This is a genomic window from Microbacterium terrae, assembly GCF_017831975.1.
Taxonomy (GTDB): Bacteria; Actinomycetota; Actinomycetes; order Actinomycetales; family Microbacteriaceae; genus Microbacterium; species Microbacterium terrae.
The window spans coordinates 3,763,940-3,786,163 of record NZ_JAFDSS010000001.1 but is presented as its reverse complement, the minus strand read 5'-3'; the positions used below and the strand labels follow the sequence as shown (position 1 = coordinate 3,786,163).

The 22,224-nt window shown below is 70.3% G+C and carries 11 protein-coding genes; 3 read left to right on the top strand and 8 right to left on the bottom strand.

Features of this window, described 5'->3' with window-relative positions:
* Nucleotides 1–110 precede the first annotated feature (110 nt).
* From JOD63_RS17120 to JOD63_RS17110, 3 genes are read right to left on the bottom strand one after another with little or no spacing between them, the layout of a single operon-like run.
* Nucleotides 111–2,672: a beta-glucosidase family protein gene (locus tag JOD63_RS17120; protein ID WP_084613364.1), complete on the bottom strand. Its 2,562-nt coding sequence runs from the start codon at nt 2,670–2,672 to the stop codon at nt 111–113.
* Nucleotides 2,669–4,954, bottom strand: coding sequence for an alpha-xylosidase (gene yicI / locus JOD63_RS17115; RefSeq protein WP_045274621.1), 2,286 nt, complete (start codon nt 4,952–4,954; stop codon nt 2,669–2,671). Before yicI ends, JOD63_RS17120 begins: the two co-directional genes overlap by 4 nt.
* Nucleotides 4,951–7,110: a beta-galactosidase gene (locus JOD63_RS17110; RefSeq protein WP_045274622.1), complete on the bottom strand. Its 2,160-nt coding sequence runs from the start codon at nt 7,108–7,110 to the stop codon at nt 4,951–4,953. The genes yicI and JOD63_RS17110 overlap by 4 nt, the downstream gene beginning before the upstream one ends.
* Between JOD63_RS17110 and JOD63_RS17105 the strand changes: the two genes are divergently transcribed.
* Both JOD63_RS17105 and JOD63_RS17100 read left to right on the top strand, forming a co-directional pair.
* Complete coding sequence (locus JOD63_RS17105; protein WP_271180723.1) at nt 7,043–8,302, top strand: LacI family DNA-binding transcriptional regulator; 1,260 nt, start codon at nt 7,043–7,045, stop codon at nt 8,300–8,302. The two genes, JOD63_RS17110 and JOD63_RS17105, sit on opposite strands and share 68 nt — an antisense overlap.
* Before the next feature lie 5 nt (nt 8,303–8,307).
* Nucleotides 8,308–8,910 (top strand): YesL family protein, encoded by a 603-nt coding sequence (locus JOD63_RS17100; protein WP_045274636.1) that lies wholly within the window; start codon nt 8,308–8,310, stop codon nt 8,908–8,910.
* Between the two features lie 310 nt (nt 8,911–9,220).
* Here the strand turns inward: JOD63_RS17100 and JOD63_RS17095 are convergent, their stop codons facing one another.
* The 4 genes from JOD63_RS17095 to JOD63_RS18305 all read right to left on the bottom strand — a co-directional run bounded on the left by JOD63_RS17095 (nt 9,221) and on the right by JOD63_RS18305 (nt 19,611).
* Nucleotides 9,221–10,975 (bottom strand): type 2 periplasmic-binding domain-containing protein, encoded by a 1,755-nt coding sequence (locus JOD63_RS17095; RefSeq protein WP_045274225.1) that lies wholly within the window; start codon nt 10,973–10,975, stop codon nt 9,221–9,223.
* A gap of 29 nt (nt 10,976–11,004) precedes the next feature.
* Complete coding sequence (locus tag JOD63_RS17090) at nt 11,005–11,964, bottom strand: carbohydrate ABC transporter permease (protein WP_084613307.1); 960 nt, start codon at nt 11,962–11,964, stop codon at nt 11,005–11,007.
* Between the two features lie 8 nt (nt 11,965–11,972).
* Nucleotides 11,973–12,974, bottom strand: coding sequence for an ABC transporter permease (locus JOD63_RS17085; RefSeq protein ID WP_045274224.1), 1,002 nt, complete (start codon nt 12,972–12,974; stop codon nt 11,973–11,975).
* A 313-nt stretch (nt 12,975–13,287) separates the two neighbouring features.
* Nucleotides 13,288–19,611, bottom strand: a complete 6,324-nt coding sequence (locus tag JOD63_RS18305) for a rhamnogalacturonan lyase family protein (RefSeq protein WP_307803169.1) — start codon at nt 19,609–19,611, stop codon at nt 13,288–13,290.
* Nucleotides 19,612–20,059: 448 nt separating this feature from the next.
* On the opposite strand from JOD63_RS18305, the gene JOD63_RS17075 reads away from it, so the two are divergent.
* Nucleotides 20,060–21,079 (top strand): LacI family DNA-binding transcriptional regulator, encoded by a 1,020-nt coding sequence (locus tag JOD63_RS17075; RefSeq protein WP_045274222.1) that lies wholly within the window; start codon nt 20,060–20,062, stop codon nt 21,077–21,079.
* Between the two features lie 429 nt (nt 21,080–21,508).
* On the opposite strand, the gene JOD63_RS17070 is transcribed toward JOD63_RS17075, so the two are convergent.
* The gene (locus JOD63_RS17070; RefSeq protein WP_045274221.1) at nt 21,509–22,180 is read right to left on the bottom strand and encodes a rhamnogalacturonan acetylesterase; all 672 of its coding nucleotides are present in this window, start codon (nt 22,178–22,180) and stop codon (nt 21,509–21,511) included.
* Between the last annotated feature and the right edge of the window lie 44 nt (nt 22,181–22,224).

Sequence of the window (22,224 nt, the reverse complement as noted above, 5' to 3'; positions counted from 1 at the left end):
ACGACCAGGGGGCACCACACGTTTCGACTCGCTGTGCTCGCTCAACGACCCCGGGGGGGGCACAACGCGGTCGTTGAGCGAGGGCGCGCAGCGCCCGAGACGAAACGTCCTCAGCCGGCGGTCACCTCGAACGCGGTCGACACCGGCAGGTCCCACGCCGAGCTGCCGGCGTGCAGCCGGTAGACACCCGGCTGCACGCGCAGGGCTCCGGCATGCAGCCAGTCGTCGACCGCGCCCGCGACCCGCGCGTCGTCGTCCCACACCGCGAGCCGGTCGACCGCGAAGGCCAGGTCGACCACGCGCTCCTCGCCCGGCTCGAGCCGCACGCGATCGAACGCGACCAGCAGCCGGCGCGGCGTCGGGATCGGCATCCCTTCGGGGAGCGCGTACAGCTGCACCAGCTCTTCTGCCGCCCGCTCGCCGTTGTTTCGCACGCGCACCGATGCGCGCACGAGCGCGTCACCCGCACGCGGCGCGAACCCGGGATGCGCGTGCGTGGGCGCCGGCGCCGGCGCCGCGGCATCCGTCACCGTCACCTCGCCGTACGAGACCGCGCCGTAGGTGAGTCCGTGGCCGAACGCGAACGCGGGGGCGTCAGCCTGGTGGCGGTACGTCGCGCCCTGGCGCAAAGTGTCGTAGTCGAACAGGTCGCCGGCCTGCTCGGGCGTCGCCGGCCACGACTGCGCGAGTCGCCCGGTCGGCTCCGCGTCGCCCGAGAGCACGTCGGCCAGGCCGTTCCCCAGTTCCTGCCCGCCGTGGCTCGACCACACGACGGTCTCGGCGTCGCGCACCCCGTCACCGAGGATGTACGGATAGCTCGACACGATCGCGAGCACGGCACGGTCGTTGGCCTCGCGCGCGGCGCGCCAGACCGCCACAGCGGATGCGGGCAGGTACAGGTGCGGGCGGTCCTCCGTCTCGCGTCCCGCGAGGTGCGGATCGTTGCCGACGGCCACCACGACGAGGTCGGCGGCGGCCGCCGCATCCGCGACTGCCTGCGCGCCCGACACGACCACCCGGGCGGCGAACCGCTCGGCCTGATCGACGGTCACGGCCTCAGCGGCGACGAGCCCCGAATCGCGCATGACCCGCAGCCAGCGACCCGATCCGAGGTGCAGGAGCGACCAGGTTCCGTCGGCGTGCACGTGGCGGCGGAAGCTCTCCTGCACGACCCAGCCGCCGATGCGGTCGGCGTCGGCGCGCACCGGCCACGCGCCGCCGGTGAGCAGACGCCCGCTCGCGGCGGAGCGCAGGGAGAGGATGCCGTCGCCCCAGTCGACGACGTCGAAGCGGGTGTCGTCAGTGGCGGCCTCGGCGGCGGCTTCGACGACGGCGCCCGTCTGATCCGCGCGCAGGTAGCGCCCGTTCGACAGTGCTCGCAGCGCCACCGTGTCGGCGCCCGTGGCGACCTCGACGGCCGCCTTCGGGTACCGCGCGGCGAGGCCCGCGGCGATGCCCACCGAGTACGGCGGGGTGCCGGCGTACCAGTCGGTCAGCACGGCGTCGGCGAGCGGGCCGACCACCGCGATGCGCGCGGGCTCCGCGAGCGGGAGCACCCCGGCCGCATTGCGCAGCACCACGACCGAGCGCGCCACGCTCTCGCGCGCGAGCTCCCGCGAGGCGGGCTGGTCGATGTCGGCGACGGTGATGGTCGCGTACGGGTCGGCGTCGCCGTCGAATTCGCCGGTGCGCAGCCGCAGCTCGAGCAGCCGCAGCACGGCCCGGTCGGCGTCGGCGGCGGTGAGGAGCCCGCGCTCGAGCGCCTCGGTGACGTACGAGATCGTCGGCGCGGCATCGGCGTCGTTGTCGGTGAACGAGTCGAGCCCGCTCGTGACGAGGGCCGCGGCGGCGTGCACGTGGTCGGGCTGCGCCCGCTGCGTCGTGACGAGGAACGTGGGGGCACCGGCATCCGACACCACGGCCAGCGAGCCGTCCGCCCACGACCGGGCCTCGGCGACGAGCTCGGGCTGCGTGTGCGCCGGGGACCCGTTCACCCGGTTGTACGCCAGCATCATGCCGCCGGCGACACCAGCCTCGATCGCGCCGCGGAAGGCCGGCAGCTCCTCCTCGTGGAGGGTGCGCAGCGACATCTCGGAGTCGGTCACCGAGCGGTCGGTCTCGTTGTCGTACCCGAGGAAGTGCTTGAGCGCGGGCACGGTCTTCCAGACCCGCGGATGCCGGCCGCGCAGGCCCTGCGAGTACGCGGTGCCGCACAGCGCAGTCACGTGCGGGTCTTCGGAGTAGCCCTCCTCGTTGCGGCCCCAGCCGGGGTGACGCAGGGTGTTGACCACCGGCGCCCACACGTTGAGGCTCACGAGCGGGTTCTCGGCGCGCTTGGCCCGCACCTCGGTGGCTGCCACCTCGCCGACGCGCTCGATGAGGTCGGGGTCCCACGTCGCGGCGAGGCCGACGGGCTGCGGGAACACCGTCGCCGTGCCGAGCCAGGCGGCGCCGTGCAGCGCCTCGCATCCGGTGCGGTACTCGGCGACACCCAAGCGGGGCACCGCCGGCATCGCCTGATGCAGCATGGCGATGCGCTCCTCGGTGGTCAGCCGCTCGAGCAGGTCGCGTGCCCGCTCGGCGAGTGACGCGTCGACCCGGCGGAAGAGCGGCGCCGCCGCGTCCGGGTCGGTCTCGCTCGGCACCGCCGCGGGGGTCGCCTGGGTGGTCATCGGTCGGTCTCCTCGATCTCGATCTGCAGCTGCGCGGCGCCGGTCGCCGACACGGTGCGAGCGCCGACCTGCAGCGACCAGCCGGCGCGCGCGTCGTCGGTCGTCGCGGTGATGACGGCGCCGTCGCGGCGCACGTGGAAGGCGACGGATGCGGCGCCGTCGTGGCCGGGCACCGTCGTGGTGGCGTCGTAGCCGTCGGGCAGCGCGAAGCAGCGCAGCGTCACGCCGTCGGCCCAGTCGTAGTCGGGCCGGTCGTCGACCGCCCCGAGGGGCAGCACCGTGCCCGGGCGCACCCGCAGCGGCACCGAGTCGAAGCCGTGGGTCTCGGAGATCCAGCGTCGGCCGGCGGCGACCGAGCCGTCGAGCAGCGACGTCCACTCCCCCTCGGGCAGGTAGTACTCGACCGACCCGTCGGGGGTGAACACGGGAGCGACCACGAGCGCATCGCCGAGCATGTACTGCGTGTCGGCGTCGTAGCCGCCGCGGTCGCCCGGGAACTCGAGAGCCATCGGACGCATCATCGGGATGCCGTCGGTGTGGGCCTCTTCGGCGAACCGGGCCAGGTACGGCATGAGCCGCATCTTCAGCTTGGTGAACAGCCGCGTGACGTCGACCGCCTCGTCGTCGAACACCCAGGGCACGCGCACCGAGTCGGAGCCGTGCAGCCGCGAGTGCGACGAGAGCAGGCCGAAGGCCAGCCAGCGCTTGAAGACACCCGGGTCGGGCGTGCCCTCGAAGCCGCCGATGTCGTGACTCCAGTATCCGAAGCCCGACATGGCGAGCGACAGCCCGCCGCGCAGCGACTCGGCCATCGACAGGTACGTCGAGTCGCAGTCGCCGCCCCAGTGCACCGGGTACTGCTGCGACCCGACGGTCGCCGACCGCGCGAAGACGACGGCATCGCCCGCGCCGCGGCGCCGTTCGATGGCCCGGAACACCACCTCGTTGTACAGCTTCGCGTAGAAGTTGTGCATGCGATGCGGGTCGGAGCCGTCATGCCAGGCCACGCCGTCGACCGGGATCCGCTCGCCGAAGTCGGTCTTGAACGTGTCGACGCCCTGCTCCATCAGGCGGTCGAGCTTGCCGACGTACCAGTCGCGGGCCGCGGGATTGGTGAAGTCGATGAGGGCCATGCCGGCCTGCCACATGTCCCACTGCCAGACGCCCCCGTCGGTGCGCTTGAGGAGGTAGCCGGCGGCCGCCGCCTCGGCGAACAGCGCGGAGCGCTGCGCGATGTACGGGTTGATCCACGCCGAGATCCGGAGCCCCTTGGCGTGGAGCCGCGCGAGCTGCGCCTCGGGATGCGGGAAGGTGCGGGCATCCCATTCGAAATCGGTCCACTGGTACTCGCGCATCCAGAAGCAGTCGAAGTGGAAGACCGACAGCGGAAGGTCGCGCTCGGCCATGCCGTCGACGAACGAGTTGACGGACTCCTCGTCGTAGCTGGCGGTGAACGATGTGGTGAGCCACAGCCCGAACGACCACGCCGGCACCCGCGACGGTCGCCCGGTGAGCGCGGTGTAGCGGCGCAGCACGTCTTTCGGCTCGGGCCCGTCGATGACGTAGTAGTCGAGCGTCTCGCCCTCGACGGAGAACTGCACGCGCGAGTTGACCTCGCTGCCGACCTCGAACGAGACGTTCCCGGGGCTGTCGACGAGCACGCCGTAGCCGCGGCTGGTGACGTAGAACGGGATGCTCTTGTACGCCTGCTCGCTCGAGGTGCCGCCGTCGGCATTCCAGGTCTCGACGACCTGACCGTTCTTGACGAACGCGCCGAACCGCTCGCCGAGTCCGTAGACGCGCTCGCCCGCCTCGATCGACAGCTGCTGATGCACCCACGTCGCCGCGTGGTTGGTGACGTGGCCGATCGATCGCGGGAGCGACGTCGTCAGCACACGGCCGCCGCTTCGGAACTCGACGAGCCACGGACCCGACCGGCGCACCACCACCGACAGCTCGCCCGCGGTCAGCACGCCCCGGCTCTCGTCGATGCTGATCTCGGGGACGAAGTCGGGGGCCGCGGTGATCTCGAAGTCGGGACCGAGGTGCACGCCCCCGGAGTGACGCTGGACGCGCGTCTTGATCACCCCCGGCGCCGGAGACGAGTACGTGATGGTCAGCAGGGCGCGGTTGAGCGTGTCGCCGCGTCCGCGCACCGGCACGGTCGTGGCGTACACCGTCATGGTGCCCGCCGCCGCATCGGCACGGACGTCGTCGACCTCGACGGCGTAGAGCGGCGTCATGCCCGGCCGTGCGAGCCAGTACCCGTCTGTGAACTTCACTGTGCGTGCCTTTCGATGAGCACCAGGGCCTCCGCCGGACCGAGGGTCGCGGCGGGGCCGATGTCTCGGCCTGTGAGCAGGTCGGTGGTCGCGGACGGCAGATCGAGCCGCGCGGGCACGTCGCCGTGGTTGAGGAGGAAGAGCGCGTCGCCGCGGCGCACGGCCTCGACGCCGAGGGGGACGGATGCCGCGCCGAGCGCGCCCTGCACGTCACCGGCGGCGAGCGCATCGCCCAGCACGGCGGCGAGCGCGTCGTCCGACACGACGGCCCCGAGGTACCAGACGGTGCCCGCGTCGGTGCGGCGCCGCGTGATGGCCGGCGCATCGGCGAGGTGCCCCGCGGCGAACCGCGCGAGCACCTCCGCTCCATCGGCGCGCAGCCTCTCCCCGAGGATGCTCGCCGACCCTGCCGACGCGTCGGTCGCGGGCGGCGATGCCGGTGCCGGGGCGGCGTCGGTCGTCGGGGCGGCGTCGGTCGTCGCAGCGGCGTCGGTCGTCGCAGCGGCGTCGGTCGTCGCAGCGGCGTCGGTCGTCGCGGCGGGCTCCGCGCGCAACTGCACGCCCGCGTCCGGCAGCGCGACCCACTCCTCGCCGCTCACGCCGAGGAGGTCGCGCAGCAGCACCGGTGAGCGACCCTGCAGGATGCGCCCATGCTCGTCGGCGACCCCGCTGAACGCGCCGACGACGAGCTGGGCACCACCCGCCACGGCGCGGGCGAGGGTTGCGGCGGCGTCGGGCTCGAGGATGTAGCTGTGGGGCACGAGCACCACGCGGTACCCCGACAGGTCGGAGCCCGGGCGCACGACGTCTGCCGCGACCCCGCGGCGCCACAGGTCGCGGTGCCACCGCGCCACCTCGGCGAGGGTCTCGTGCCGCTCGGTCGGGCGCGCGGTCTCCTCGCCCGCCCACCACGACGGCCAATCGAAGAGGATCGCGACGGATGCCTCGACGGTCGTGCCCGTCACGGCGCGCAGCCGGGCCAGATCGCCCCCCAGTCGCGTCACCCCCGCGAACACCTCGGTATCGGCGCCGGCGTGCGGCAGCATCGCCGAGTGGAAGCGCTCCGCGCCGGCGGCAGCCTGCCGCCACTGGAAGAAGCACACCGCGTCGGCGCCGCGGGCCACGGCCTGCAGCGAGTCCAGCCGCAGGCGTGCCGGGGTCTTCGGCAGGTTGTGCGCCCGCCACGACGTCGCGCTCACGGCCTGCTCCATGAGCACCCACGGACGACCGCCCCCGAGTGACCGCATCAGGTCCTGCACCAGCGCGATGTCGGCCGGGGCGTTCGGTGACGCGTGGTCGACGTACTGGTCGTCGGCGATCACATCGACCTCGCCGGCCCACCGGTGGTAGTCGGCGTGGGCGAAAAAGCCCATGAAGTTCGTCGTGATCGGCTGGGTCGCCCCCGCATCGCGGATGACGTCGCGCAGCTCGACGTAGCACTCCAGCAGCTCGTCGGAGGTGTAGCGGCGGAAGTCGAGCGCCTGCCCCGGGTTCACCAGATACGGCGTGCGTCGCGGCGGCAGGATCTCGTCGAAGTCCCGGTAGCGCTGCGACCACACCGACGTGCCCCACGCCTGGTGGAGCGCTTCGACAGTCACGTAGCGATCGCGGAGCCAGGAGCGGAACCCGCGGGCCGCCTCGTCGCCGAAGTCGAGCTGCCCGTATTCGTTGCCGACGTGCCACATCCGCACCGCCGGGTGGGCCGCGTAACGAGCGGCGAGGTCGGCTGTGACGGCGCGCGCGGCGTCGCGATACGCCCGCGAGGCGGGGGCGAACTGGTTGCGGGATCCGGCGACCAGGCGCACCCCGTCGCGGTCGACCGGAAGGGTCTCGGGATGCAGCACGCCGAGCCACGGCGGCGGCGAGGCGACCGGGGTCGCGAGGTCCACCGCGATGCCGTGATCATGCAGAAGATCGAGCACTTCGTCGAGCCAGTCCCAGGTGCGCTCGCCGGGCGTCGGCTCGATCGTCGACCAGCTGAAGACCCCGACCGTGACGAGGTTGACGCCGGCGCGCTCCATGAGCGCAGCATCCTCGATCCACGTCTCGCGCGGCCACTGCTCGGGGTTGTAGTCGCCCCCGAAGCAGATGCCGAGATCGTCGGTGAGCGCCGTGAACGCGTCGGCGCCGGAGACGGCAGGACGTGTGATCGACATTGATTCCCGAACTCTCTCGCAACATCCTCGAAGCGCTTCAACAACGGAGACCATATACTACCCCTGTGACGATGTCCACGCAGCGGCGCGCGGCGCACGATCGACGGCACTCTCCGATGCACGCGAGAATGGCGGAGACCGGTCCGCGCGACGCCCGGGGCACGTGCGTGCTCACGCTCGGCGTGACCACGGGGACCGGCGGAAGGGGAACCACATGGTGACGATCGCGGATGTCGCCCAGAAGGCTGGGGTCTCGATCTCCACCGTCTCGTACGTGATGAGCGGCAAGCGCACCATCTCGCAGGAGACGCGCGATCGGGTCGAGAGCGCCATCGACGCCCTCGGCTTCAGCCCGCACGCCGGCGCCCGTTCGCTCGCATCGCGGGCGACGAACGTCATCGGGCTGCAGGCGCCGCTGCGCTCCGGAGTCGACGTGCACGTCATCATGCAGGTCGTCACGGGCGTCGTCACCCGGGCGCGCACCCAGGGCTACGACATCCTGCTCCTGGCGAGCGACGACGCCAAGGCGCTCCAGCGCGCCGCACGCGGATCGATGGTCGACGCGCTCCTCGTGATGGACGTCGAGAGCGACGATCCCCGCATCGCCACGCTCACCGACCTGCCGCACCCCAGCGTGCTCATCGGCCTCCCCGCCGGCAGGCGAGCGCTGCCCTGCGTCGACTTCGACTTCGAAGCCGCGGGCTGGCTCGCCGTCGACCGCCTCGTCGCGCTCGGCCACCGCGACCTCGCGCTCATCGGCTCGCCGCCCGAGGTCATGGCGCGGCACACCTCGTACGCCGACCGCCTGGCCCGCGGCTTCCTCGCCGCCTGCGAGGCGAACGACGTGTCGGGAACCATCCACCCCTGTCCGAGCACTCCCGAGGCGGCGCAGACCGTCGACCGGGTCGTGTCGGAGCATCCGTCGGCCACCGGATTCCTCGTGCACAACGAAGGAGCGCTCCCCCATGCGGCGGCGCGGCTCGCGGTGCACGGCGGCGACCGCTTCGACACGGTCGCCCTGTGCCCCGAAGACGTGGCGGCCACCGTGCCCGGGCTCGCCGACAGCATCTCGGTGCCGGCCGAGGCGATCGGGGCGGCGGCCACCGACATGCTGTGCGAGATGCTCGCAGGCTCTCCGCGTCAGGCCGTGCGGCTGCTGCCCCCTCACCTGGCGAGCGCGACGAAGCCGTGACGCCGATGCGCACCGATCCAGAGGGACGCATCGCCTCGGGTGTGACCGGGTTCCTCGCCTTCATCGCCCTCAACGTCGTGTATCTGGTGCTGTGCCTGCCGCTCGTCACGATCGGGTCGGCCACGAGCGCGCTGTTCCAGGTGATGCTGCACTACTCCGACGACGAGCGCGGCCGCCCGCTCGCCGACTTCTTCCCCGCGCTGCGCGAGAACTTCGTCCGGGGATTCGCCGCGACTGCGCTCCTCGTGCCGGCCGTCGTGCTCGCCTTCAGCGGGGTGTTCTGGATGTCGCACCCGAGCCCGCTCGCGGGCGCCGCATCCGTCCTCGCGTTCCTCGCGGCGATCTACGTCTTCGCGGTCTTCCTCCACGCGTGTGCGCTCATCGCCCGCTACCGCAACACGATGCGCCAGACCGTGAAGAACGCACTGCTGCTGCCGTTCGCCGAGCCGGTGCGCACCCTCGGGATACTCCTCCTTCCGATCACGGTCGTGAGTCTCGGCATCGTCTTCCCGCCGTTCCTCTTCGTGGTCGCGACGATCGGCTTCTCGTTCGGCGCCTACGTCGCGGCGTTCCTCTTCCGGAGCATCTTCACCCGCCGCTCCGCCTGACCTCCCGGGCGGCCGCGGCCCCCCAGCCCCCGCCGCGGTCACGCCCCCGCGCGCACCTGACGCTCCACCCCCACAATCTGCGGTCGTGCGCCACAGATCTTGGGGGCGGAGCAGCTCGGCATGGCGCTCCACCCCCAGAACCTGTGGCTCCGCACCACGGAATCTGGGGGCGGAACGGCATCGGCAGTGCACAACCGCAGACGCAGTGCGCAGCCGCGCCGCACGCGCAACCGGCCGCACGCGCAGCCGCGCCGCGCACGCGGACGGGCCCGGGATCGCGTGCGACCCCGGGCCCGTCCGTTGCGTCCGCTCAGCCGGCGAAGTCCGCAGTCACCTGCTCGCGGGCGTCGTTCTGCGCCTCGGCGTTTGCCATGTCGACGTCGAGCACCTGCTCGTAGCCGAGGCCGTTCGCCGTCTCCTGCAGCTCGTCGAGCATCGAGTCGAACTGCGCGTCGTTCTCGGCGAACACCATCTGCCACGAGTACTGCACGATGATCGCCTTGACCTGGTTGCGCAGGGTCTCGATGTCGGATGCGTCGGCCGGCGCCGTGAAGCTCGCGCCGGGAGCGACCAGCAGCTGGTCGTTGGCGGTGAGGTACTCCATCGTCGTCGTCGAGCCGTCCATCTTCGCCGACCAGTCCTCGGTCAGCGGGTTGGCGATCGACTCCTGGTAGGAGGGCCAGAAGGTGTAGTTGTACGGGTACCCGGTCGCCTCGTCGATCTCGATGGGCAGCACGGCCGTCATGTTGAGGGCCGAGACGCCGTCGGCGTACTCGCCCCCGCCCCACTCCTCGGGAACCGTCGCGCCACCCTGCAGGAATGCCGCGGTGCCGGTCTCGGTGAGCGCGGGCTCACCGTCGTCGCTGAGCTCCCACGTGAGCCCCTCGGGGCCGGCGCCGGCGCCGGTCTGGCTGCCGTTGGAGTAGGCGCCCTCGGGCGAGTACAGCCAGTCGATGAACGCCGCGATGCGCTCCGGGTCCTCCGCACCGGAGCCGATGGCGAACACCTGCTTGCCGCCGTAGGCCTCGGCACCGTACGAGAAGATCTCCTGGTCGGCGAGCGGCGCCATCTGGAAGCCCTTGCCCGCCTGCAGGTTCTCCTCGGTGTTGAAGGCCGACTGGCCGAGCCACGGCCACCATGAGAACAGCACCTGCCCGTTCTGCATCTTCGAGAACAGGGTGTCGTAGTTCTGAGTGGTCGACTCGGGGTCGACGAGGCCCAGCTGATTGGCCTCGTAGTAGAGGCGCAGGTTGCGCACGTACGCGCCGTCGGGGTCGAGGATCGACTGGTAGTCCGAGCCGTCGGCCTTCGCGAGCACGAACCCGATCTCGTCGTAGCCGTAGAAGCATGCGGGCTGCTTCGCGACGGTCATCATGTTGCCGTCCCAGTCCTTGAACAGCGAGAACGCGTAGGTGGGCTGTCCGTTGTCGGCGGTGGGCTGCAGATCCTGCATCTCCTTCAGCACCGGCAGCAGATCCTCGAGGGTGTCCATCTCGGGGTACCCGGCCTCGCCGTAGAGATCCCAGCGCAGGTACGGGCCGAAGGTCGGCTCGAGGCCCTCCGACGGCTCAGTCGGCAGCTTCGAAGACACCGAGCCGGGGAAGCCGTAGATGCCCTCCTTGCCCTCGTTGAGGTGCTCCACGGCGGTGTCGAACGTTGCGACGCTCTGCATCGCGGGGTAGTACTGCGACGCGTCGAGCACGAGCCCGCCGTCGATCAGCTCATCGAGCTTCTCGCCCTTGTCGGTGATGATGAGGTCGCCGAGGTCGCCCGCCGCCACACGCGTGTTGTACAGCGTGTCGCCGCCGCCGGCGACGTTGGGGGCGATGACGTTCAGCTCCATGTTGAACTTGTCTTTGACGATCTTGGCGAACCAGCCCTGCTGGATGCCCATGTAGTTCGCCAGGCCGTCGAACACGTCGATCGTGATCGTCTCGTCCCACGACTCGGGGAACGCCTCGGTCTCGACCACTTCCTCGTCGGTGCCGCCGGCGGTGCAGGCGGCGAGGGATCCCGCGGCGAGCATAGCGACGGCCCCGAGGGCCACCATTCTCTTCAGCTTCATTGCTTTCCTTTCTCGGGGTTCTCGCGTCGTCAGCCCTTGACGGCGCCGAGCATGATGCCCTTCACGAAGAAGCGCTGGAACAGGGGATAGATGAAGATGATGGGCAGCACGACCAGCACCGACACCGTCATGCGGATCGACGTCGGTGTCTGGGTCGTCGCCGCACTCGCGATCTGTCCGAGGTTGCCGCCGGCGTCCTGCGCCGCCTGGGCGAGGCTCGAGGCCTGGTTGATGAACATGTAGAGCAGGTACTGCAGCGTGTACAGGCTCTGGTCGGTGACGTAGATCAGCGTGTCCTGGAAGCTGTTCCACTGCATGACCGCGGAGAAGATCGCGATGGTCGCGAGGATCGGCGTCATGTTCGGCAGATAGATGCGGAAGAAGATCTGGAGGATGTTCGCACCGTCGACCTCCGCCGCCTCCTGCAGTTCGCGGGGCATCGATTCGACGAAGGTCTTGACCAGGATGATGTTGAACGGCTGCACCACGAACGGCAGCACGTACACCCAGAAGTTGTTGGTGAGGCCGAGGTTCTTCATGATGATGAACACCGGGATGAGGCCCGCGCTGAAGTACATCGTGATGATGATGAACCGGTACCAGAACTGCCTGCCCCACATGCGCGACTGGGTGAACATGAACCCGAGGAACGCCGAAGCGAGCACTGTCGCCGCCGTGCCGAGCACCGTGCGCCCGATGCTCACCGCGGTCGCGAGCGGAAGCCCGCGCAGCTGGAACACCTGCGTGTAGTTGTCGAGGTGGAACCCGATCGGCCAGAGGCGCACGTCGCCGAGCGCCGAGAGGTCGTTCGCCGAGACCGAGTTGATGATCAGGTAGTAGAACGGGTACGCGCAGATGACCGTGAAGACCGCGAACACGGTGTAGTTCAGGATGCGGAACATCGCGTCGCCCGCCGTCATGCGATAGCGCGCCGGCTGCGCGGGGCGCTTGGGTGCCAGCAGCGTGCGGGTCTCAGTCGTGGTGACCACGGATCCTCCTAGACGATCGATTCGCCGCGGACGCGCTTGGAGACCGCGTTGACGGTCAGCAGCAGCGCCACCGAGATCAGGCTCTTGAGCATGCCGATCGCCGTCGCCATCGAGAGGCTGTTGCCGGTCATGCCGATGTTGTAGACGTACAGATCGAGCACCTGGATGTACTCCCGGTTGAACGCGTTCTGGAACACGTAGTACTGCTCCATGCCGTTGTTCAGGATGTTCGCGATCGACAGCAGCAGCAGCACGAGGTAGGTGGGCATGAGCTGCGGCACGGTGACGTACCACATTGTCTGCATGCGCCCGGCGCCGTCGATCTTGGCCGATTCGTAGAGCGACTGGTCGATGCCCGCGATCGCGGCGAGGTAGATGATCGCGCCCCAGCCGAGCCCCTTCCAGATCGACCACAGCGTCATCGTGAGCCAGACGTTCTCACTGGTGTCGAGGAACTTCACCGGTGCGGTCACGAGCCCGGCATCCATCAGCACGTCGTTGACGAGGCCGGAGCTCGAGAACAGCGAGAACGCGATCATGTAGACGAGCACCCACGAGATGAAGTTCGGCAGTGCTGTGAGCGTCTGCACCGAGCTGCGGAACCACCCGGCCTTGATCTCGTTGAGGAACACCGCGAAGGCGAGCGGCAGGATCGAGGTCGCGAGCCCGAGGAAGCTGATCGCCAGGGTGTTCAGCAGCACCTGGCCGATCTGCGCCATCTGCGTCGGCGAGCTCACCAGCATCTGGAACCACTGCAGCCCGACGAACTCGCTGCCCTCGAGTCCGAGTGCCGGCTTGAAGTCGTACAGCGAGTAGATCCAGCCGTAGAGCGGCAGGTACGAGAACAGGAACGCCAGGAAGACGAACGGCGCGATGCACAGGAACATCCGGAACGAGGTGCGCCGCCCCGCGGGCTTCAGCCGCTCGCCGCGCCGGCGCCGGCCCCGACGCTTGAGGTTGTGGACCGCGGCCTCCTGGAACACCGCCTGCGCCTGCGCCTGAGTCGTCACAGCGTCACGCCCAGACCCCGCGGGCGCCCGCGTTCACGGCCCCTGTCCATCGCCGCTGATCCATGCCACTCCTTCGTGTACCTGGTCGCCGGTCCGCCGGCGGCGCGGCCCGAGGAGTCGAACGTGCTTCGAAGTCCGTCGAACCGCTTCGATAAAAATAGGCGCATGGAAGCGCTCTCGTCAAATGGTTGATCGTAACGCCGAGGTAACGATCACCTGAATGTGCTTGATTTCCTGGGTTCTGAAACGAAGAAGCCCTGCCCGGCACGCGCGTGGACGCGTGCCGGGCAGGGCGCAAAGCGCTTCGACGGCGCTACTTCACGGTGACCTTCAGCTCCTTCGAACTGGTCGCACCGGCGGTGTTCGAGAACTCGGCCACGTACGTGTACGTGCCAGGCGCCCGGCCGGTGACGGCGGTCGTCGCCTGCTGTGCGTTCGGCGATGCTGCGACGAGAGCCTGCTCGTCGATCAGCGTGCCGTTCTCGTACAGCCGGTAGGTGGTGCCGTTGGTGCCCCACCACAGGTTGGCGGTGACCGTGTAGGCGCCGTCCTTGTCCCAGTTGTCGTGCGAGAGCACGGGCTGGGCGGGCGCGGCATCCTTCACCTTCACGGTGACCGACGTGGTCGCGGTGGTGCCCTTCGCGTTGACGAGCTCACCGGTGTAGACGTAGGTGCCGTTCTCCTTGCCGGCGACGTCGACTGTGGTCACCTGCGCCTGCGGGCTGTTCGCGTCGAGCAGCTTCGTCGAGATCAGCTCACCGTTCTCGTAGAGGCGGAACACCGATCCGTTCACTCCGTACCAGAGGTTCATCGAGATGGTGAACGTGCCGTCGTGCAGCCCGTCGTCCCATCCCGAGTTGCTCGACAGGTTTCCCCGACCCGGCTTCGCGGTCGCGCCCTCGTCGTCGAACACCAGCAGGGTCGAGGTGACCGCGGTCACGAGCCCCGCGTGGTTGACCGCGCGCACCGTGAAGGTGTGCGAGCCGACCAGGCCGTCGAGGTCGATCACGGCGCCGGGCGCGACGGGCTCGCCGTCGAACGCGATGTCGAGGTTGCGCACCCCCGACTCCGGGTCGGTCGCGGCCACGTCGACCGTGAACGTGCCGGTCGAGGGCAGCAGGGTGCCGTCGTCCGGAACCCCGGCGACCACCGGTGCGGTCGTGTCATCCGACCCCGACGGGGCACCCGTCACCGCGATCGACGGCAGCGGAGCGGCATCCATCCCGTCCCCGATGAAGAAGCTCGGGTGCGGCGGCTGGTTGTAGCCCGTGTTCTGCCATGCCACGGCCACCCGGTACTGGGTGTCGTGCATCAGCGTCGGGATCCGGTACTCGGTGACATCGGTCGTCGAGTAGATGCGCAGCTCGGTCGAATCGGCCGAACGCCACGCGATCTCCTCCCGCCAGTCGCCGAAGAGGTCGGCCTGCAGGTTCGGAGTGCCCTTGGTGCCGTTGTTCGACCGGGCGCCCTCGTCGGCCAGGATGACCTCCTCGGTGCCGGTCTCCCAGTTCCACTTCGACACGGTGGGGTAGCCCCAGTAGGCGGCCTCATCGAACTCGTGGTCGACGATCTCGCGGAGCGGATCGCCGTCGAACCACGCGAGGAAGTTCGCCGCCGGGATGCTCTCGCCGATCAGCTCCCCGGTCGCCGACTTCAGCTGACCGACCGGCGAGTTCCAGGCGGCGTCGTTTCCGACCGCCCACCCTTCGGCGCCGGCGTAGCGGGGGTCGATGTCGCCGGCCGCGGCACGACCGGTGTCGACGGTCGCCGGGATGTCCCACAGGATCTCGCCGGTGCGCGCGTCGCGCATCGTCGCTCCGCGGTTGCCCGACGAGCCCATGTCCTCGTGCGCCGAGAACACCTCGAGGCCGGGACGCGACGGATCGAAGTCCGACACGTGCTGCGCGTCGCCGTGACCGAGGCCCGTCGAGTAGAGCAGCGTGCCGTCGTCGTCGATCGTCGCCGAGCCGTAGACGATCTCGTCCTTCGAGTCTCCGTCGACGTCGGCCACCGACATGGCGTGGTTGCCCTGCCCGTAGAACCCCTCCGAGCCCTCGTCGTTCGAGTCGATCACCCACCGCTCGGTCAGCTTCTCGCCGTCGAAGTCGTACGCGGCGGCGACGGCACGGGTGTAGTACCCGCGGCTGAAGACCGCGCTCGGGTGCTCGCCGTCGAGGTAGGCGACGGATGCCAGGAACCGGTCGACCCGGTTGCCGTAGGCATCGCCCCACGCTCCCACGTCGCCGCGGGCCGGCGTGTAGTCGATCGTGTCGATCGCAGCACCCGTCTTCCCGTCGAACACCGTGAGGTACTCGGGTCCGGTGAGCACGTACCCCGAGCTGTTGCGGTGGTCGGCGCTGGCGTTGCCGATCGGCTGGCCGACGCCGTCGATCGTGCCGTCACCGGTCTTCGCGATCAGCTCGGCCGAACCGTCGCCGTCGAAGTCGTAGACCATGTGGTGCGTGTAGTGCGCACCGGCACGGATGTTGACTCCGAGGTCGACCCGCCACAGCCGCGTGCCGTCGAGACGGTACGCGTCGAGGTAGACGTTGCCCGTGTAGCCCGCCTGCGAGTTGTCCTTCGCGTTGGAGGGGTACCACTTCACGAACAGCTCGTACTGGCCGTCGCCGTCGACATCGCCGACGGATGCGTCGTTGGCCGAGTAGCTGTAGGGCTGCCCGTCCTTCGTGTACGCGTCGGCGGGCTTGTCGAGGGGCACCGACAGGTACGCCGCCGTCTGCACGCCGAACTCGTCGGTCTCTGTGGTCTCGACCTCGTTCAGCACCTTCGTGACGAAGTAGGTCGAGTCGGCGGTGCCGTCGGCGTCGAGCAGGTTCGTCGAGTCGGTGATCGGCTCGTCGGTGATGCGCTCCCCGTCGCGGTAGACGTGGAACGCCACCGCAGCAGGATCGGTGCCGAGCAGTCGCCAGGTCACCAGCACGCCGTCGTCGGTCTGCACCGCGGCCGGGGCCCGGTCGAGGTACTCGGCCTGACGCTGCAGCACGGTCGGAGCATCCGTCTCCAGTTGAGCGGATGCCGCGCCCGCGCCGCCGGCGTTCACCGCGACGACCGTGTAGAAGTACGGGATCGTGGTGAGCACGTCGGTGTCGACGTAGCGGTTCGCGTCGGCGACGCCGACGAGTTCGCCGCGCTCGCCTTCGACCTCGGAGCGGAACACCAGGTGGTACAGGGTGTTCAGCGGCGTGGCCCACGAGATCTCGATCTCGCGCGCCTCGAGGCGCTCGACCCCGAGGTCCTGCGGGGCGCTCGGCACCGTGACGTCGGCGTCGACGAACGACACCTCGACGGTGCCCGAGGGCACCGACTCCAGGTCGGTCTGGTCGACGGCGGTCACGTGGTACTCGTAGTCGAGCCCGACGCGGGCGGTGGTGTCGACGAACGTCGGCTCGGAGGCCGTGTCGACCAGCACCGGCTTCGCGTCGAACGGCGACTGGCGGTACACCTTCCAGGTGAGGCCCGGCTCGGCGTCCCACCCGAGGGTGACGGCCGGGGCCGCGGGATCGGTGTCGAGGTCGACCAGTTCGAGCCCGGTCGGGCCGAGCAGGATCGGGGTCACCTCGAGGCCGTTGAAGCGGGTTCCCGCCGCGGCGCCGTACGCCTCGACGTTCAGCTGCCCGTCCGTGACCAGGTAGGGCCCGCGGAGGGTGTCGTTCACCGCGCCGCGGCCGGCGTTGCCGGTGCCGGCTTCCTTGCCCTCGACCCGGAAGCTGGTGCGCGTCGAGCCGATCCAGTCACCCGAGTACGTCTTCACCGAGTAGGTGCCGTTGGGCACGTCGAGCGAGAACGTCGAGCTGTCGCCCGGGAGCACGAAATCGCGGATCAGGTCGTTCGATCCTTCGGCCGCCCCGCGGTCGCGGCCCGCGTTCGCCGCGAGCGGCGTCGCGAACCCGAAGCCGCGCTCCTCGGTGTACCCCATGTTCGGGGTGACCTCGGTGTAGCCCGCCATGAGCGGGTTGCCCGACAGCTGGAAGTCGAACTTGTACAGCGCCTGCTTGGTGGTGAAGGTCACCGTCGCGCTCGGCTCGGACTCGCCGCGGCCGTTCACCGCGACCACCCGGTAGCGGTACCCGGTGCCCTCGGCGAGACCCTGCACGATCGAGCTCGTCTGGGTGACCATGCCCACGAGCGCCCAGGTGGGCTCGGGGTCTGACACGGCCTGTCGGTAGATCTTGTAGATGTCGGCGCTGGGCGAGGCATCCCACTGCAGCGTCGCTCCCCCGTTCGAGATCGCGCCGGCGACCACGTTCTGCGGGGCGACCGGCACCTCGGCCGGGGGCTCGATGTCGGAGACCTCGGCGGCGAGCGGGTCGTCGAGCTGCGCGACATCCTGAGCGATCAGTCGCGCCATCTGGATGGCGCCGTACTCCTGGAAGTGCGTGTCGTCGACGATCCCGGCCGGCCGGTTCGGGAAGATGCCCGGATCGACGTGCAGGAACACCGCCTTCGACGCCTCGGGGCCGATCTCGTTCAGGTACGCACGGCTCGAGGCCGACAGGTCGACCAGCAGCACGTCCTCCTCGACGGCGAGCTCGGTCATCTTCGCCACGTACTCGGGGAAGCTGACGTTGAACTGCCCGGTCTCGGCGTCGAACGAGCGACGCGACACCGGAGTCACGAGGATCGGGGTGGCGCCGCGCTGGCGTGCTCCCTCGACGTACGTGCGGAGGTACTCCTTGTAGTCCTCGGGGCTGGCGTAGCGGTCGTCGACGCCCTGCGTGGCGTCGTTGTGACCGAACTGCACGAACAGGTAGTCGTCGGGGCGGATCGCACGGAGCACCTCGTCGAGACGGCCCTGCGTGATGAAGTTCTTCGACGACCGGCCGCCGATGGCGTGGTTGGCGAAGGCGATGTCGTCGGCGAAGAACCGGTCGATCATCTGGCCCCACCCGGCCTGCGGCGCGTACGCGGTCGCGTCGTAGGTCTGCACCGTCGAGTCGCCCGTGATGTACGCCGTGGTGATGGCGCCGGCGACACGCTCGGGCAGACGCGTGATCGTGACGGCGTTGACGGATGCCGCATCACCGGCGAACTGCAGGGTGAGGGTGCCGTCGACCAGGGCGATCGTGAACGGGATCTGCAGGTACGAACCGGCGGCCTGCGGGTTGGCGAGCACCTTGGCGATGCCCTCCGCGGTGACCGTGGTCGTGGTCGCCGCGTGCTCGTCGCCGGCGGTGATCGTCACGCTGTAGTCACCTGCGCCGAGGTCGACCTCGAAGGTCGAGCCCGCCACCGCGACGAAGTCGCTGCGCAGTGCGTCGGCGGTGCCGCGGTCCACATCAGGCGTCGCGGCGGTGGGAGCGGTGGAGAAGCCGTAGCCCCACTCCTCGGCGAACCCGGTGGCGCTCGTCACGGGCAGCGCGCCCTCGGCGATCGCACCCGGGCCGAAGTCGAAGGTGACGGTGTCGCCGTCGGGGAGCGGCGCGGGGGCGCTGTAGGCGCTCGAGTCGACCGAGGCCGCTGCCTCGCCCGCGTCGTTGCGTGCCGTGACCCGGTAGGTCCACGCCTGCGAGGTGTCGACACCCGAGTCGGTGTAGCCGGGGGTCTCGACGACGCCGAGCTCGCTGAAGGTCGCGGTGCCCCCCGGTGCCCGCTCGACGAGGTAGGTGTCGGTGTTCGACACCGCCGACCAGGTGAGCGAGACCGCGTCAGCGGTCACCGTGCCGACCGCGAGGTCGGACGGCGCCTCGGGTGCGGCGAGCGCGGGGATCACGCCGCTGCGCACCGAGTCGCTCGGGGCGGATGCCCGGTCGTAGCTGCTGACGGCGACGACGGCGTACGCGTACGAAGCGCCCACCTCGACGGATGCGTCGGTGTACGAGGTCTCGGTGAGGTCCTCTGCGAGCGGAGCGAAGTCGCCGACCTCGGCGCCGTCGACATCGGCGCGCAGCAGGTCGTAGCCGGCGGCATCCGCCACCTCGTCCCACGCGAGGTCGACCGCGTCGTGCGCGACCTTCGTGATCGCGACGCCGGTGGGCGCTTCGGGCACGAGCGGGGTGATCTCGACGCCGTTGAGGAGGCCGCCGATGCCGGTACCGGTGATGCCGACGGTGAGCTGGCCGTCTTCGACGACCGTGGTGAACGACTGCACGGTCACGCTCTGCCGCGCGGTCACGCGTCCGGCCTCGACGCCTTCCAGGGCGACGGTCGTCGCGGTCGTCGAGGTGCCGGCGAGCTGGTCGCCGGTGGTGATGGTCACCTCGTAGGCGCCGTTGGGGACGTCGACGAGGAAGCCCCAGTTCACGCCGCCGATCCAGTCGTTGGCGAGCGGATCGGCCGGCGTCGTCGAGCCGGTGCGGTCGCGGAAGATGACGCTCGCACCCGCGGGCAGCGAGATGCCGTAGCCGGTGCCCGCGTCGTACGCCGTGGTCGGCGTGACGCGGTTGTGCCCCTCGGCGAGCGGCGACGCGGGCCCGCCGAAGTCGAAGAGGTATGCGCCTTCGGCGTTCGGCTCGACGGCCGACGCGGCGCTGGGCACCGCGGCGAGGAGCGCGCCGACGACGACGGCCGACGTCGCTGCGGCGGCGAGGCGTCGCGCGCCGCGTCCGCGTGATGGGGGTGGCGCGAACGCCGCGTGGTCTGCTCTGGCGACCGCGGGCCGCTCTGACGGATGGGGCACGGTTCCTCCTTGTGTCTGCATCGGCAAAGGAGCGACGGATGCCGCCACGGCGCGGCATCCCCTCGCAACGAACCGGGCGCGTACGGACTCGGCCCTGTCCTGATCGCGGCGGGCTCGACGTGTGTCGACAGCGAAACGGAAAACGCATTCCCGTCGCGATCGCTCGAAGTCTGACACAGCGCGGGCGGCGACGGCAAGCATCTTCTAAAAACGTTTCATCGAACTGCGACCGCCGCTTGCGCGGGATCGGAGTCGCCCAGTAGCCTCGGCCCCGAAACGTTTCATTGGTGTGCCGTCGGGATGACTACGGACCAGCCCGGCGGCGCACCGCCCTCGCCCTCTCGCGCCGACGCGCGACCGGCGCGACGGCCGGGAACGCCTAGCATGGGCAGGAACACGCGCCCCGACGACGGGGCGGCACCGAGTCCGCAGGGGGAATCGAGTCGTCATGAAGCGAGCCGGCATCCGCGATGTCGCCGAGCGCGCGGGCGTCTCGATCAGCACCGTCTCGAACGCGCTCAATCGTCCGCACCTCGTCAGCGAGAGACTCGTCGAACGCGTGCGCGCAGCCGCTGACCAGCTCGGCTACGTGCCGCTGCAGGCGGCGCAGCAGCTGCGCGCCGGCCGCAGCGGCCTGCTCGGCATGACCGTCATCAACATCGCCAACCCGTTCTTCGGCGACATGGTCGCCGGAGCCGAGGATGCCGCGTCGGCGGCCGGCATGCGCGTGCTCCTCGGCAACTCCAGCGACGACGTCGCCAAGGAGCGCGACCACCTCGAGCTCTTCGAGCGCGTGCAGGTCGAAGGCGCCCTCGTCAGCCCCTTCGGCGACACCGGGCCCTGGCTCGAGCGACTCCGACGCCGCGGCATCCCGGTCGTGCTCGTCGATGCCGTCGACGACACCGGCTCGCTGCCCTCGGTCTCGTTCGACGACGTCGCCGGCGGACGCCTGGCCGCCGACCACCTACTCGCGACCGGCCGGCGGCGACTGGCGTACGTCGGCGCGCGCTCCGCCGTCCGCCAGGTGCGCGAGCGCCGCGAGGGCGCGCAGTCGGCGGTCGACGCGGTGCCCGGCGCGAGCCTCGAGCCGATCTGGACCGAGCGCACCACGTCCGAGCTCGGCCGGGCCTTCGGCGAGCAGATCGCCGCACGCCACCCCGACGACCGCCCCGACGGGCTCGTCGTCTCGAACGACCACCTCGCGATCGGCCTCGTCTACGGGCTGATATCGCGCGGTGTGCGCGTGCCCGAAGACGTCGCCGTGGTCGGCTACGACGACATCGAGTTCGCCGCGATCGCCGCCGTGCCCCTCACCTCGGTGCGCCAGCCGGCCCGCGAGATGGGGCGCACGGCGGCCGAGATGCTCCTCGCCCGCATCTCGGGCGAGGCAGGCAGCGCACAGGGCAACATCGTCTATCAGCCCGAACTCGCCGTCCGCGCCTCGACGGCCGGCCGCGGCGCCCACTGACGAGCGAGCGCAGCGAGCCTCCCGGTCGTTGAGCGAGCGGAGCGAGCCTCCCGGTCGTCGAGCGAGTGCTGCGAGCCTCCCGGTCGTTGAGCGAGCGCAGCGAGCCTCCCGGTCGTTGAGCGAGCGAAGCGAGACGAAACGCCCACCCGCGACCGTTTCGTCTCGTCGCGCCGCTCCTCGCTCAACGACCACCCCCGGTCGTTGAGCGAGTGGTGCGAGCCTCCCGGTCGTCGAGCGAGTGCTGCGAGCCTCCCGGTCGTTGAGCGAGCGCAGCGAGACGAAACGCCCACCCGCGACCGTTTCGTCTCGTCGCGCCGCTCCTCGCTCAACGACCGCCCCTCCCCGGTCGTTGAGCGAGCGGAGCGAGACGAAACGCCTGCTCCCCGGTCGTTGAGCGAGCGGAGCGAGACGAAACGCCTGCTCCCCGAGTCAGGCGACGACGCCGGGTACTCCCTTGGGGGCCTGATCGCCGTCGCGGCGCTCGATCGCACGCAGCGACTTCGCGACGAACGCCGCGATGCGACGGGCGCCCCGCTCGTGGAAGTGCGTGTCGTCGACGAGCCCCTCGGGCCAGACCGGATGCTCCCCGGGCGCGAAGTGGCTGAGCAGAGCGACGGATGCCTCCGGCCCGAGGTCTTCGTAGAGCCAGGTCGTGAACGCGGTGAGGTCGATGAGCGGCGCGTCGAGCTCGTGCGCGAGGTCGCGCACCGCATTGGGGTAGTCGCCGTGCGTGGGGATCACCCGATCTCCGTCGAACCACCGGCGCTCGCACGACGTGCACAGCACCGCCGTCGCGTCGCGGCCGCGCACGTCGGCCACGAACCCGCGGAGGCGGTCGGCGTATCCGCCCCGCGCCGCGAGCAGTTCGGGCTGCTTCTGGTCGTTGTGGCCGAACTGAATCACCACCGTGTCGCCGGCTTCCACCGCCCCGAGCAGCTCGCTCCACGAGCCCGACTCGATGAACGACTCGGTGGTCGCTCCCCCGAACGCGAGGTTGCGCGTGGGCGCATCCATCTCGAGGTAGGAGCCCCATCCGGTCATGGGCAGCTCCTCGGGCTTCGGCGGCGCGACCGTCGAGTCTCCGGCGAGGTGGTAGGTCATGGCTTCCTCTCGATCCCGCCGGGGGTGCGGCATCCGTCGATACC